The 17063-nt window shown below is 45.9% G+C and carries 4 protein-coding genes; all 4 read right to left on the bottom strand.

Features of this window, described 5'->3' with window-relative positions:
* A partial coding sequence (locus tag AB4Z17_RS08345; RefSeq protein WP_441959205.1) for a beta strand repeat-containing protein occupies window positions 1-3586 on the bottom strand: 3586 nt, incomplete at its 3' end.
* Between the two features lie 373 nt (window positions 3587-3959).
* A complete protein-coding gene (locus tag AB4Z17_RS08340) occupies window positions 3960-7079 on the bottom strand; it encodes an ATP-binding protein (RefSeq protein WP_441959203.1) in 3120 nt (1039 codons plus the stop codon).
* Window positions 7080-7111: 32 nt separating this feature from the next.
* Window positions 7112-8251, bottom strand: a complete 1140-nt coding sequence (locus AB4Z17_RS08335) for a response regulator (protein WP_441959201.1) — start codon at window positions 8249-8251, stop codon at window positions 7112-7114.
* A 67-nt stretch (window positions 8252-8318) separates the two neighbouring features.
* Complete coding sequence (locus AB4Z17_RS08330; RefSeq protein WP_441959200.1) at window positions 8319-16862, bottom strand: cadherin-like beta sandwich domain-containing protein; 8544 nt, start codon at window positions 16860-16862, stop codon at window positions 8319-8321.
* Between the last annotated feature and the right edge of the window lie 201 nt (window positions 16863-17063).

Raw genomic sequence — 17063 nt, 5'->3', positions numbered from 1 at the left:
CTGTTGTCCACGTATTTGCACCTGTTGGTGATTGCTCCACTTTAATGTTTGTTGCACCTGTTGCTGCGCTCCAAGTGAACGTTGCGCTTGTTCCCGTTTTGCTTGCGCTCGCAAAGTCTGTTAGTGCAACCGAGTTTGTCGTCACCGTTACTACATTCGAATTACCTGCATTCGCTCCGCCAGTTACTACAAGTCGGAAGTCATAACCTGTCGCTGCCGACAAGCCTGTTACCGTTGCTGTTGTTGCATTCGTGGAAAGAGCACCTGTTGTCGCTGTTGTCCACGTGTTTGCACCTGTTGGTGATTGCTCAATCTTCAAGCCGGTTGCGCCCGCTGCTACGCTCCATGTAAATGTCGCCGATGTTCCGGTCTTGCTCGTACTAGCAAAGTCTATCAACGCAACTGAATTAGTAGTCACATTCACCACATTCGAGTTGCCAGCATTCGCTCCGCCAGTTACAACTAGGCGGAAGTCATATCCCGTTGCAGCGGACAAGCCTGTTACTGTCGCTGTTGTTGCATTGGTCGCAAGCGCTCCTGTTGCCGCTGTTGTCCATGTATTTGCTCCTGCGGGGGATTGCTCAATTTTCAAGCCGGTTGCACCTGTCGCTGCGCTCCATGTAAATGTCGCCGATGTTCCAGTCTTGCTCGTATTTGCAAAGTCTGCCAAAGGTACATTCATAGGAATTACTGTCAACGCTGCACTATTCGAGATTGCCGCAGGCGTAGTACTACCCGAAGCGACTACGCGATACTGGTATCCGCTCATTCCTGCTGTTGCGCCTTTTATAACCAAAGTTGCTGTTGTTGCTCCAGCGTAAACTGAATTGTTACTAATATTTGTGAATCCTGCACCATCATTCACCTGCCATTGATACGAGCTCGCATTAGATGCAGCAACCGTGAAGGTAGCGTTGTCCCCCTCATTGATCGTTGCATTGCTTGGATTGCTTGTAATCGAAGGAGCTGGCGTTGATACAGGATCACCAATTTGAACGTTATTAATTGAAATCCACATTTCTGAATCTTGAGGAATTATTCGAATTTCATCAATATTGTCAAATGAAATGGTTAATCCATTTGATTGATCGAACGTAAACATCCATGGATCAACACTAATCGTTAAATCAACCCATTCTCCAACCTGAACACCATCATTAAAAGCACCAATTTTGACATCTTTATTGCCCGAATCGATTAAAGTAATCGATTCTAAAGAGAAGTTTTGAGACGAATTGTGACTCTTAATCGTCCATATACTTTGGGATTCACTATCTGCATAACCAGCAGATAGTCCACTTGCACCAATTGTATCCGGATAAGGAATTTCATAAGTTAGAACTAAATCTTTATTTAGGGTTACAGCAGCCTTGGCCGAAAAATCTAGCGAAAAGCCCGGTATATCATCTGATCCGCCCTGCCCATCTGACACAACGGTTGCGTTGCCAGCAATACCAGCATTCGATTTAAACATAATAGTCGAAGCAATCGATGGTGCTTTTACCGTTAACGTCGCACTATTCGAGATTGCCGAAGGCGCTGTGCTGCCCGTAGCGATGACTCGATACTGGTATCCATTCATTCCTACTGTCGCACCCGTTATAGTTAACGTTGACGCAGTCGCTCCACTATACGTTGAACTATTAACAATATTTGAAAATCCCGCACCCGTATTTACCTGCCATTGATAAGAGTTTGTATTAGACGCAGCAACCGTGAAGGTAGCGTTCCCGCCTTCATTAATCGTTGCATTGCTAGGATTCCCAACAATTAAAGGTGGTGAAGAAACTACGGCAGCAGCCTCTATAGTCGTGAAATTATATCCAAGTGAAAGAAACCGGCTGCCGTCATAAACCACATTTGTAAGAAAAGCTGCTACATTAGTTGCTTCTGAAGTCCAGCTTGCTCCATCCGGAGAAGATACAATTTTCCCTCCAATACCTGAAACCATAAACTGTCCCGCTCCGTAAGCGATCCCTGTTAAGAGACCAGTAGCTGTACTATCTTGACTAGTCCAGTTCGAGCTGGTGCCATCTGACGAGGTAAATATTTTACCACTGGCTCCCACAGCAACAAATAAATTATTTGCATAAACAACGTTTCTGAAAATGAAGGATGAACCTGTTAAAGAGGAAGCAGTCCAATTCAATCCATCTGATGAATATGCCATTCTTGATCCTTGACCTACAGCAACATATGTTCCATTCCCATAAGCAACAGAGTAGAGAACAGTCGTGATAGCCGGACCTCCAGTAATTGCAGCTGGTGTCCATGCCGTTCCGTCGCTAGATGTTAAAATCGTTCCGCTGTTTCCTAAAGCAATAAACCGATTATTTACAAATTGGACACCTTGTAAGTTGCTTGTCGTATTAGAAGCTGCCAAATTCCAATTGGTTGCATTACTTGATACATAGATCGTACCGCCCGAACCAACTGCTACATAAGTGCCGTTGCCGTATGCAATACTTGAAAATCCATTTGCAGTTGGCGTTATCCGGCTTGTCCAATTCACTCGATCAGTGGAAGTAAAAATGGTGCCGCCAATCGTAGCCGAATTGTTATAGCCTACAGCAACATAAAGACCATTGTTATAGACCGTATCTGTGATGTTTGGTGTTACTGTTGTCCATTCGATACCATCAAGCGAATACATGATAGAGCCGCCATTGCCTGCAGCGACAAATTTTCCATTGCCAAATGTAATAGCCTGCATCGTGTTTCCATAGTTTGTTGTCCGTTCAGTCCAGCTCACCCCATCCGTAGAAGTAAAGGCTGTATTCGCATTGCTATACAAAACATACACGCCATTGCCATATGCACCTGCAAAAGCCTGCCAAGCTAAAGGAGTACTTGTCCAGGTAATGGCATCTGAAGATCTGTAGCTTGCAAGTATTGGACTGGAATCAAAAGCGTAGAAATGATTATTTAAAAATCCTATAAAGTTTATTGAACTATAATATGTACTGTTAAGCTGCTGTCCACCGCTCCATGTTGATGGATTTCCAGTGGCCGAATAATAAATTTTACCGTTTGCATCGCCTAAGACATACTTACTGTTTCCATAGGAGATGTTGTACAAATCGTTGGAAATCCCAGAAGCAATGGATGTCCACGACTGCCCATCACTTGATTTCAAAATAATGCCGGATGCTCCAACTGCCCAAAATGAACCATTTAAAAATTTCACTGAAAATAACTGATTCGACGTATTCGATGCTGCTGCATTCCATGTAACCGCATCAGTAGAATATAAAATCGTACCTCCTGCACCAGCTGCAACATAGACGTTGTTTCCATAATCCACTTCATTTAAGTTTTGAGTACTATTCGTACTTCTTGTTGTCCACTTTGCAGCATCCGAAGATGCAGCAATCAGACCGTTACTTCCTACTGCAACATAAACGCCATTGCCATAGCCCATTCCTAAAAACTGGTTGCTCGTATTATTGATAGGATTATTTAATGTATTCCAGCTCGATCCAGCTCCATATGTTGTTGATGAGAACCATACGATTTGAGAAAAAACGACGAGAAAACTAAGAATAACGAGCAAAGGAGCGCGAAAAAAACGAATACGCTTATACATAAATTCAACTCCAAATTAGAATTTTACAAGATGTGTCTTTTGATACAGCTGCTACTCGACTAAAAAAATGTCTAGCATTCTCCTTTCTAGTAAATGAACTGAACTTCCGACTCGTTTCTATGAAATGCTATCCAGTTGAAATTCCCTCCCAACCTTCCTTTCACCAAAAAATGTCAGCGTTATAACTAATTTGATATTCGACAATATAGAATAAAATCCTCTTTTTTTCGACATAAAATGACGTTTTATTTCATACAGAAACAATCAATAAACTGATATTTTCTCCAAGCAGTTTTTTCAAGAAAAAAAAAAGCACTTAGGTTCAAAATCTAACTCACCTAAGCACTTCTCCCTTCATCGATTCAATCAAACTTTACGAAGTCTTGCTCATATCTATTTGTATCTGCGGAACCTCAAAGGTCACCGTCGTTCCTTCTCCTGCTTCGCTTGAAATACCAAGACCATTTCCGTACAAAGAGAGCAGTCTGCGGTGAATATTGGTTAAGCCAACGCCTGACACCTGCCGTTGCCCAAGCAATAGCGTACTAAGATCACTTTGCTTAATGCCAACTCCATTATCCGAGACTGAAATAATCAGCTTCTCCTCTGCCTCTTGAATACGTAATACGATCTTGCCACCAGCAGCCTTTTGCATGACACCATGCCTAACTGCATTTTCTACAATCGGCTGAATGCTGAGCGGCGGAATAAATCCTCGCAGCTGTTTATCCACTTCGTACACAACATTCAATCGTTTGCCAAACCGCGCTTGCTCTAATTTGACATAAGACTGAACAAGCTCAAGCTCCTTCTCCAAGCTGACGATCTGCTGTCGATTCTGGAAATCGAAGCTGCTGCGTAAATATCGGCTTAAATTCAATAATAGTTCTGTAGCCTTATCTGGGTCATCAGGACATATCGAAATAATCGTATTGAGTGCATTGTACAAAAAATGAGGTTTAATTTGTGCCTGCAGAAAAGCCAGCTCCGATCGAATAGCCGCTTGAACAGACTGTCTAAGCTCAAGCAATGTTCGTACGCGAGCACGCAGCACAATACCGTCAACTGGTTTTGTTAAAAAATCATTGATTCCAGCACTAAAGCCCGTTTGAATATCGCCTGCCAATTTTCTTGCGGTGAGCATAAGTACAGGCAGTTCAGACAACGAGTATCGTTCCCTGATCCTACGGCAARGCTCTAGTCCAGACATCGCTGGCATCATCCAGTCTGTTATCACGAGATCAATCCGTCGCTCGCTGGACAGTACCTCCAGCGCTTCAGCGCCGCTGTCAACCGCAATGACTGTGTAATTTTCCATAGACAATACATTTATTAATACTTGTAAGTTTACGGGATCATCATCTACCACTAACACAGTGAATGGATGTGTATCTTCTATTATTTCATTCCCATTCATCGCTGCTTGAAATGTTTTATTGAGCGCTAATGCCGGTTGAATCGCTGCTCTGCCGCTTTTACCAGCAGCAACCTCAGAAATAGCAGACAGCGCAGCTGCAGGAAGGGTAAATGAAAAAGTTGAACCTATACCTAGCTGTGAATTTGCTTCGATATACCCGCCATTAAGTTCCACGAGTCTCTTCGTAATGTTCAACCCGATACCGGTGCCGCTATAGCCAGATTGTAGATCCACAGTGGAAACGCTATTAAACGCCTTGAAAATGTCATCTAAACGATCCGCCGCGATGCCAATTCCAGTATCTGTAACGCTGATTTTTACCCATGAATCCACGACTTCCGCATAAATCCGAATTTCACCCTGATGTGTAAACTTCACCGCATTGCCAAGCAAATTAAATAAAATTTGACGCAGTCGCTCCTCATCAGTATCAAGCAGCGGCATCAGCTGCGGCCATTCCTGCGTCAGGCTTACCCCTTTTTTATCGGCTAAATGCCCAATGACCTCGACTACGGATTGCGCTGCTGCTGATAAATCAACAGCTTGCCGATTCAGTGTAAGCTGTCCGTTTCGCAAGGTGGAAAAGTCTAAAATATCATGAATCAGATAATTCAATCTTCTACCTGTCGATACAATCATAGAAAGCTGTCTAGCCTGATCGGTGTTTGGCGTCCCCGCTACACCCTCAAGCAAGGACTCAGCGATATTTACAATACCATGCAGCGGCGTTCGAAGCTCATGCGACGTATTCGCCATAAATTCATCCTTTAATTCGTCCAAGTTCAACAGCTTGCGAGAGAGCTCTTCCACCTCATTAAAGGTATGAGAGAAACGTCGAGCTAGCATGATTACTTGAACAATGACCAAGATAAGCAGCTCAAACGAGATGAAAAAATGATTTTCCAATAGGCCAAATACTTGCATGACACTGACGATTATAAATACCAAAATGGTTATTGCACTTAAAAGCAAAAAATAAGCGTCCCGCGATCGGCGCATAACACCTTTGACAAGGGTGTAAAGCACAACTCCAAAAGTAAATACTGAAAGGCCTATTCCCTTCAAAAACCACTGTGAATAAAGCATCGTCGGCAGCATGAATGCTGCAATAATGACGATAATCGTTGCAATATTGCTTGCCCGCCACACAAGCTTGTTAACAGCTCTTGGTACCGACACGTTGACATATTGCAATAAAAAATAATAACCGAATGCTGAAGAAATGTTCTGCAGCTTCATGACCCAATCGTAGCTAAGCTGAGGCAAGGCCAGTGCAATCAGCTTCTCGCCATGAGTACATACATAGAGCAGCAGCGCTAAACAAAATAATGCCAAGTAAAGCAACGAGCGCTCTTTTCTCCGCATGTAGAACAAAAGAAGGAAAAACATAGAGAACAATGCAAACCCGCTGATGTTCATAAATTCACCAAACAACGCGATGTCGCGGCTCTTGCGAATATCAGCCTCATAGCCAAACCAAATCGGATAGATGATGCCGCCCGAAGCATAGTTGAAATTGGATACTTGTACGATAATTTCAACATAGGATCTATCTACGGATACAAATCCAACATAAGGGATATTCGATGCGATATCTTCTTTATCTGAGACTCCCGGTACTCCGCTTGCTCCCACTTCCTGTCCATTTATAAATATCCGGTTAGCCATGCGGATATTAGTCGTTCGAATTCCGAAATGCGTTTCTGCTGTGTTGTTTAACTCCACTCTCAGCCTATAAGTACCGAATCCTGCTCCCTGCGGGTTGCCGTCCTCCGCTATATAGCTGTTCCACTCCGTTGGCACAGGAAAGAGGCCTGTTAGTTCAGGCCTCTGATAAGGAGAAACAGCTGGATCTGCGAATTGCTCTGGCAGCAGCAGCTGTCCACGATAAAATTCCCATTGACCATTCAGCGCGACAAGTCCTTCTGATTCGAAATTCCATTCCCGTAAATCCAACGTGCCAGCGCTTGAATGAGGTGCACTCTTCTCAATGGATTGATTATAAAAAAACTCGTTTACCGGAAAAGCTACAACGATAAGGAAAAATACAACTATCGTCCACCATTGCTTTCTCATCCCATCGTTGCCTCCTTGCCTAAATTCACGTCTTACTGGGATAATTGATGATATAAATCCGTCGTTTGCCTCTCAGGAATGACTCCTAGCTCCTGCAATAATAATTGCGCATAGGTTTCGTAGCAGCGGTTAAGCGATTCTGTATCCCCTATCTGAGCATAACCTGCAAGAAGCAATCTGCAAATTTCATCTGAGTATGGGAAGCTGATCTGAGCAGTCGTCAGTCTCTGGATAGCCGACTGAGCACGGCCTTCCTCCAGCTCATATCTTGCCATGCTGCTAACCAGCCGAAAATAACGATGCTGCAAATTTATTCTTCTGGTCTCTGCCCACGCATAATTATGATCCTCCAAATAATCGCCTTTATAAAGAGAAATCGCATGCTCATACCGACTCCAATTATCCTGAAACTGATATGGGAGCTCAGCTACTGTCTCCTCAAACTCAGCTACATCAGTACGAATGGCAGCATACGGGAGTCGGTAGCTCTCGCCTTGATACTCAACTGTGAAAGAAACTCCCCACTCACGCAGTAGCCATCTAATACGTGAAACGGAATGATGAAGATAGGTAACCGCCTTGTCCAGCTCATACTCTCGCCAAAGCGTTTCAATAAGCCGCTCTCTCGTAACCCAAGCACCCTCCAAATGAAGGAAATAAGCAAAGAGCTCCTGCGCTTTTTTCGTTCGCCACTTCACCTTGCCGTTTAAAGCAGCCCCGCCTACAAGCTCAAGCCGTTTAAAGCATCGCACTGAAAGCTCATTTCGTTCTGCTAGAGCTTCGAAGCTTTGTGCTTGATTGTTCAAAAGCTTCGCATATTCCTCAATACGATCTATCGTTTTTCCAATTCTCGCAGAATCGACCGGCTTCAATAAATAATCCAGCGCATGCAGCTCAAATGCTTCAACAGCATACGCTGAATAGGCGGTTACATAAACGATACGTATTGCAGGGTACAACTCCTGTATACGTTCAGCTGCTTCAAGGCCGTTCATCTCGGGCATGCCGATATCAAGAAACGCGATATCGGCATAACTGCGAGCAAGGTGGTCAAGTCCCTCCATAGCAGAGGTATACTTGCCCACAACTTGAACCCGGCCATCTGCCCTCAGCAATCGTTCCAAATGTATCAATGCCGGCTCCTCATCATCCACTAATATTACCTTTAGCATTGATCCATGCCCTCCTCCTTCCATTGTTATTTTTCAGTGAGCCTTCTGATATCGATATGTCTTAGTCTTACTTCGTTTTTACGACTCGAACTTGTCCATCTGGCAGCTTCTGCACATATCTAGAAGCGGCTTCAATATCTAACATAGCCCAGTGTTTTGGCGCGACATCCGGCCAGCTAGAGCTGACAGTTTCCTGCGGCACTGGACGGTTGAAGATTGCGTTGAGTGCACGAACAGCTTCTCCGCGAAGCAGCAAACCATTCGGACGGAAAGTATGATCCGGATATCCCTTCATAAACCCTGCCTCTGCAACAGCAGCAACTTCATTTGTTGCCCAGTGTCCCGTTAAGTCTGTAAAATCCGCCTTGGCAGTACCGCTTAGGGACAGCTTGTTCCAACGAGCCGCGATAACCGCTATCTCTGAACGAGAGACTCCGTCGCCCGGTCTAAATTTGCCTTGCTCGTCACCATTCATAATACCATGATTTCTGAGCAGCGTAATCGCTTCTTTTGCCCAGTGATCGGAAACGACATCACTAAACGCAGGCAGCTCTGTTTCATTAGCATTAGGCGCCGTTTCTTCCAGCAGGCTGGCGTTTTTCTTAAGCTCTTTGGCAAGTATGACTGCAAGCTCCGCACGAGTAATCGTTTTACTTGGACGGAAGGTTCCATCCGGATACCCCGTTACATAAGGCTCATAAAGTTTGTCCTTCGTAAGTTTAACGACAGCAAAATTGCTGAATTTAGCAACATCAAATGCCATACCGTTCACGATTCCTTTGGTATCATATTGCAGTCTTCCTGACTGGAGCACCTTTGCTCCATCGCTGTGCTCAATGTAAACCGCTAATTGAGCCTCAAGCTCCTTCGCAGCTGCACTGTCCTTTGCAGTCTCAAGACCAGCTATCGGCAGTACGATGCGAGTAACACTATCCTTATAGTTCGTTTCAATTGCAGTAGGTTGGCCTAGCAGTTCAGCATCCCTGCCGCCTAGCTGTTTCTTGAGGTTCGCTTCGCCAAGCAGCCTGTCATGAATTTGCTGTTGCTTCGCTTGATCGCGAATCGGTACAAAGCGGAGATAAAGCTCAATACCCGCTTCCTTGATATGATGAATCGTCTCTGGCGATAACGTCAATTCTGCTGTTGGCGTTGAGATGACAAGACTAATTCCGCTCTCGGCTAATGCAGCAACTGCTTTTGACGGAACATTCAGCTTAATCTCATCGCTCGGATTATTAAGTAGATTCGTAATAACGATGCGAGCCGCATTCTGCTTCTGCAATTTCATCTGTGCAACAATTTCCTCCGCCTTAGCAAGCGGAATATTAACCGTATCTATTTTGCTGCCATCTCTAGCAACCGTTCTAGTAATGGTTACATTTGCTATTGCAGCATTTGAATCCCCTGATGCGACAGTCGCTAATCGATCCGGTGTTGCATACGTTGGTTTCCGAACGATTTCAATCGAATATTGCCTTGAGCTGCTGCGGTCAGCAGACTCGACTCCAATCACAATTAGATTTGTCCCCACCTTTAAACTTACAGTCTGATGCACGCCTTTCTGGGCAGGCCTACCATTTATGGTCAAAATAGCATCAGAATTTGAGATGTTGGCAAGCACAGACACATTCGCGTCCTCTATCTCTGACTTCAGCTTATAACTTAGCCTGCTCGCAGAGAATGCCGGCAGCAAGTCTAATCCAGCGATAGAAAGCTCAGTTAACGATGGCGCTGCTGCTGCAGAAGCTGACTGCTTGATAACAGCAAGCTTGTAAGTCGCAACAGTACCATCCTCTGCTGTTACATCCAGTTGAACAGGTTGAGTTCCACTGCGCAAAGGAACCACATGCGTTCCTCCGCTTCCGAGCTCAATTCCACCATCTGCTATACGAATGACTGCACTCGGACTAGCTGCTTCTACAGCGAAACTTAGAGCCGCAGAATCAGAAGGCGCTATGATCTGGTAATCCATCTCATTTCCTGCAAAATCTCTCGTTAGCACTCCACCGCTTACCGTTAGATCCTTCAATTGTGCATTGCTGTCCTTCGCACGAATAACCTTAACGTTATAGGTTTTATTCTCTTGTCCATTTGGCGCAATAACCTGAATGGCTACATGGGTCTCTCCCACCTGTACCGGCACAGAAATTCCAGCTTCGCCAAGCAGCTCGCCATTTACTCGGATCGTAGATCCTTGCTTGTAAGCCTCAGCCGCAACGCTTACCGCATTCGTATTATTTTCGACAAACACACTATAATCGGTATCAGCACCATTGAATGCTGGTTCTGTCAACAACTCCTCTGTCCCTGCCCGCATCGTGAGGCTCTTCAGAACAGCGACTTCCGACGGCTTGCTTCTCAATTCAATCACGTATGTCTTTTCACTTGTATCTGCTCCCGATACCTTCACCTGCGCTGTAGTTACGCCATTGCCAATCGGAGCCTCAAGCTCTGCGTAGCCCTGTGCGTTCAACGGCACATTGTTCACTGTTACAATAGAATCTATTGCAGCAGCAACAGCGTATAATCGGACCTTGCCTTCTTCTACAACCGTCTCATATCTACCCGTCAGATCAGGATGGAATGGTTGTGATAGAACACCTTTGTCCAGCTCTAGCGCTGCCAAATCAGAAGGCTTCACCTTGGACTGCTCCGCAGTCTCGGTTCCCTGCACCACATCAAATCGATATTCAACTCGATTGCCGACTTCATCTTCCACTTCGACGATTACAGTATGAAGGCCAGTTTCATCCCACACAATCGGAGCAAAATAATTAAATTTCCCTTCTGCGTTGACTGGAACAGCTCGTCCGTCAACGGTCAGCAAAGCGCCTATTTCCGTTTGACCAACCATAGGTATACGGCTGCCATATACAACCTGCCCATTGAGAGGCTCACGAACAAAATCCTCGTTCTGTTTGCCTGCTACATACAAGAATGGCTCCGTACGGTCTACGTACAATTTCCTATAATCAGAGCTGTAATCGCCGCGCTCGTTAACCGCTTCAATTTCAATCGTATAATCAAGCTGCTCTAGCGGCTCATTCGTTTCTTTGCCTAGAAGCAATTCATTCAGATTGAACGAAGCGACCGTATTAGCTTCGGTATCCTTGGATTGCAACAATTCCCCGTTTACGTAAAGATTAACCTTTGCTGCTTGATCACTAGTTAGCTCTACACTAACCTTTTCCGCAGCTGTGTTAACCATAATCTCCTCTTGCTCATCATAGCTTTTGTAGGTGCTTGTTTTCTGCTTAGCACCAAAAGTATTAAAAGCAACGTTAAGCTTTGCCCGCTTCGGATTAGGTAAGAACGCCTCCACATTTGCTGACACTGGACTAACAACAACTTTGCCATTTTGCTCGCCAACCGCCATCGCATTGATGGTGTAGCTGTGCTCCGGCTTGTACCCGGATATAATGACGTCCTGCCAATCTCCGGCCATAGGATCTGCACCGAATGTATCCGTTACAGTTTTTCCTTCATCATCCTTATAGCTGACCGTCAACTGGTAATATTCTAGTCCCTCGGCCTTAATGGAAGGAAAACGCAGCGTAAGCTCGCCGTTTCCAGTGGAAGTAATCGCAAGCTGCTTCGGCTGAGGCAGCATGACTTCAGCAGTCAACTGTACAGGCTCAGACGTTACCGCAAACAGCGGTGCAATTTCTTCACCTTCCGCCACCATAGACAACCAGTATTGACCCGGCATAAATTCATCCGGAATGTCAATCGTTTGAATGCCTGATGCAGGAAGATCCTTCAAAATAACCGGCCCGATTGCCTTATTGGACTGATCGGTTACCATTAAGCTTACTTTGGTTCCCTGCTTGGCATGGTCCACGTTCCATTTTACTTTGAAGCGATTCGTGCCTTCTGTCTCTGGAACTGCACTAAATTCGCTAATTTCAGTTACAGGATCGAGCTCATACATGCTTGCTTGAATAGGCAGGGAGGAGCGAATTTCCCATTTTCCTGTTTGTTCAATATCAGCAGCGACATAAAGCATATCCGCATCTGCAACAAAAGGCAGATTCGAGGTAAAAGTCATATCGCCGTATTTATCCGCTTCCTCATCTTCCTTGGCAACTGCTGCTTGCAGAACCGCATTGTAATTTTTGGCATTCTCGTCCTCAAAAACAACCGGAATGGCTTTGTTATCAGGTGCAATAATTTGGGTATTGCGAGAACCACCCGTTAACATAAACATATATCGGCCTGGCTTATCGATTTGCAAACTCGTCGTATACTCTGCTGTTCCATTTGAGAAAAACGGAATTAAGCTGTCGTATTGCTCATCACTGCGGAAGGCACGTATGGTCACGAATTGTTTGCCGCGAACGGTCCAAAGCCCCGCTTCCTCTTCCGCTGCTTGCACCAAAATCGTCCATTTTTGTTTATCAGCCTCATAATAAGCATTCCAGTTTGATTCGCTGCGATCCGCTTGCAGCGGATATGGCGAGCCATCTGGACGATATAGCACGGCTGTCTCATCCGCCTGATCGATTTCAAGCAAGGTCTGACCGCTTTTTAGGTTGACTTCAGTACGAAGCTCACCGCTTGTTATCCAGTCTTTCAGCTCCCGAGTCGTCGTATGCTCTCCAAGAGCAAATACCTTAGCCGGCGTTTTCTGTCCTGCTTCAAGCAGCCATTCGCCCGGCTGAGCTACATCGATCAACAGGTAAAGCTTGCCGCTTAGTGGATCGACATAATGATTCCAGCCTGATTTAAGTGAATCTGATTCCAGACCATATTCACGGCCATCTGGCTTGTACAATTTCACAGCGCCTTTAGGCTGGTCAAGCTCTACCAGCTTCAAGCCGCGCTCCATCATATCTATTGCTGTCAGCTTCAATTCAGGCGCTGCCGCCCATCGTGCTGCCAGCTCAGTAAGACTGAGCGATTCATTCAGGAATGTAAGCTCGTACAATTCCACTTGCAACGACTGCGATGCAGCCAGCTTCCAATCTTCATTCGCTGTTAGTTGCAAACGGATATACGTTTTATCCTCATCTTCACGATATACGGCAGAAATAGCACCATTACCAGCCTTTTCCGTCTCAGGGAACTTGAGCGATGCCACGCTTTCATCCGGACGAATGATCGAAAGATCTTCCTGCTTGCCATCCAGCACAAGCAGCGCTTTGAAGCTATGATCTGCCTGCAATGTGTATTGAATCTGATCCTGCTTCGTAAAGCTGGCTTGCGGTGAATTCTCACGCAATGCAGCCGTAAACTGTCCCAATAAAATACGTCCGCTTGCAGCCGTATCTACACCTATCTCACCCTGCTGCAGCACATCCTTCTGAAGCTTCAGCATGTAACCTTTATCCTCTGTGAGCAAAGGATTCGTAAGAGGTGTAAAAGAAGTATCCGCGAATGCGCTTGTGAAGAGCAAAGCACTGCTGCTTAGCAATGGCATCGAGCGAGCGCTCGGCGGCTTAACCATATTTCTTTTCATTCTCTCAATTTCTCTCTTCATATCCTTGCTCGCGCCAAGGCTGAAGTCGAAGCTGTTCGGAGCAAACATATATTTGGCAGAACCACCGAACCAGCCTGAACCAACCGATCCAAAAATTTCACGATTGTTTACGCCGACATCAATGCCGCCAAAGCTTTTGCCGCCGATAACCGACACCCAGTTCGGTATTTTTATGCGTGCACTTACAAAACCTGCGTAGCCGCTGTTTGCAAAATATTGCGCGAACAGCTGACCGACCACAACATCTACTAAATTCAGGTTCGCATCCAATCGGAAGCCAGCGCTGCTGTACTCTTTAAAGCCCGCTGCGTTCCAAATCGTCAGAAAATCCAAATTTGCAACCGGAACCCAGTAAACAGCCAGCTCTCCGGATGCTTCAAAATGATAACGCGATAATCCTACGCTCAAATTGTTGCCGTTCACCATATTGTAGCCCTTGATTTCAGGCGCAATGACATCTGACGCGCCGCCAAACGCTTTCAACGTAAACGGTACTTCGCTCTGGCTCGCTAGATTTGAAAACCCGCCGCCAAGACGAGTGAGCTGTGCCCCCGTCGAGCCAAGCTTGATTTTGCGGCGAACGCCAAAGCTAAGCGCATCAAGCTTCCCGCGTTTGAATTGAATATCTGCTTCAAATCCAACCTTCTGCTTGCGCAAATCGAAGGAGCCTCCCGCACCATAGAGCGGAATGCGTGTATCAAGCCGGAAGTTCAGCTCAGCACCCTCTAGCGGACCTGCCTCAAACTCGCCTGCAATACTGAATTTACCCGCAAAATCGAACCGTTCGCGCTTGAACTCTAACGCTTCAATCTCCGATTCACCTTTAATTTTGGTCGTTCCTGCGCTGAAATCTACTTTAATATCCCCGCCGAGCCTTACCCCGCCAGCTATAAAAGTAATTTTCTTCAATGTAATCGGCAAATTCAAGCTCAAATAATCAGATTGCATATCACCAGCAAGCTCGATAACGAACTCGGCTGAATTAAACTCAAAGGAGCCAAGGAACAACGTATACATAATGCCAGCTTTTTCAACATAAAGCCGTCCGACACCCGTTACATACGTATCTACACCCGTCTTATCAATCGTCAGGCTCGTTCCTTTAAATTTAATATATTCATTCAGCATGACCACTTGATTCATGTTGTTTAGCTTAAATATACCAAGCTCCGAGGGATTTTCCGTGAACGGCCCTCTAATAGCCATTTGACTAATATCTTCATTGTCCGAATCTGTACTAGGAATGATAATTTCATTATAATCGCGCGGCTCATATACGCCGGTTGAAGTAATAAGCAAAGCGCCTGAGAGAACAAAATCATCGTAAAAATCGTGATTAAGCTCCAAATCATATTTGCCATCCGGCAATTCATCCGTCCAATTCAGCTCTAGCTCCTGATCATTGCGAACGTTTGGCGTCAACGGATACAACTGTCCGCCTTGGCTTTTGAGTGAATAATGAATATTTGAAGCTGGCTTTCTCCACAAATTGGTGATGCCCTCTCCGACGACAACCAGCCTCTTCTTATCCTTCGTATGCAGCACCGATGGTGAAGCACGGTCATAACGCAGGTCTGGAACCACCATAGCCGGGTCCTCAAAAAACTTGAACGTTGAAACTGCGCTGTATGCCGTCCCCACAACATTTGTCGCATACACGCGTGCTTCGTAGTCGACCTGCCACTTCAAGCCGTTAAGATCAATGGTGACCGCACCAGCCTCAGCCGACAAATGCGCCTTCTTCTGCCATGTGGTTTGACCCGCTTCACGGTATTCTATCCCAATTTCGCTGAGCGCCTTGCCTTTCACATTAGCAGAGAACCTTGCAAGATCATTCGCTTTGTTGTTCTTGTCCATCAATATTGTTGGTAAACCCGTTATGCTTACGATCGGCAAGGTAGGCAAAGGATTGCCGAATGTAAACGTCTCATTCGTTAGTCCTCCCCATTCATGGTTTCCGCCGAATACGACAAAGTTATAGCCATCATACGCCATGCTCATAAAGCTGCCTGAGCCTGGACCGCCCTCTATGCCGCCGCCCGGCCCTTTGCTATTACCAGACCATATCGACCAAGCGCTTCCGTCCCAGCCAAAAGCAGCTTTTTTCCCTTGAGCATCCTGCGAGTTTGCGATAGGACGTTTTTTGTTTGGCGTAACCGCACTATTGCTCGGGTTAATCCAATCGAACTCTCCACCGTAGAAGACGACTCTCCGTCCATCGTAGGCCATCGCTTGCCCCCAGCGGCCCCAGTCCTGCGCTTCAACCTTTGGAGCGCTGTCATTCCAAGTCGTTCCGTCCCATGCCCATAGCGTATTGGAATTGATTTGATAGGCTGTTCCGCGAATTTCATCACCAATATTACCGCCATATAGCACGGCATACTGCCCGTCATAAGCCATCGAGCCCGAATATGTGGCCGGAGGGCTTTGGGCAGGCGTCCGCTGTTCCCAGCTCGTTCCGTTAAAAATCCAAGTATCCGCTAATCTGTTTTTAGTAGAACCAGACAGCGTATAACCGCCGAATAGCACCAGGTTTTGTCCATCATAGGCAAACTGAGCGCCAGCACGTGCCGACGGAGCTGGAATGAGCAATGGTTTCCACTGCAATACCTCACCATGCCACACCCAAATATCGTTCAAAACGCCTGAAGCACCCTCGCCTCCGAACATCACGAGGCGCTCTAGGTTAGGATCATAGGTTATCGCCGCTCCTTTACGGGCAACAAGGCCACTTGGCACACTCGAGTCAGCGAGCTTTTGCCATTGCTTGGTTTCGCCGTCCCACAGGAAGTTATCCTTCAGCAGCCCGGAAGTGCCTTCTCCCCCGAACATAATGACCTTTCCGTTCTTTTCATCAAATGCCATAGCAGCCCCCATACGCGGGCTAGGCTTAATGTTCGATTCTATTTTCTCCCATCCATAATCGGAAAATTTATCAGCAGCTGCGGCAGCAGCCAAAGGCTCCAAATCGTAGGAGGAGCTTGTTACCGTTGGCTCTTCCATCTCTGTGCCAGCTGATTCCTGAGCGAATATTTGCTGCCCCGACCTGCTTGGATATACAGGATAAATCGATGTAAGCAGCACCACTGCGAGCAGCATGCTGACTACTCTGACAAATGGTCTATGTCTCATAAAAAAAATCCCTCCTGAGTCTTCTATCATCGTTGATATAGCAATAAATACCATTATAGTAGTTGGCTCTGGACATGTTCTAAACATATTTCGACATGTTTCTCACTCTCCTTGACGAGATAAATAGGATTGCTTCCATGAGGATTAAAGGACAATCTACATCCTATAAACACAAAAAAAAGGCAGCCCCGCACATGAAGC

It is taken from the genome of Paenibacillus sp. TAF43_2 (assembly GCF_052113545.1).
In the GTDB taxonomy this organism is placed as follows: domain Bacteria; phylum Bacillota; class Bacilli; order Paenibacillales; family Paenibacillaceae; genus Pristimantibacillus.
This window is presented reverse-complemented; position numbering and strand designations above follow the sequence as displayed.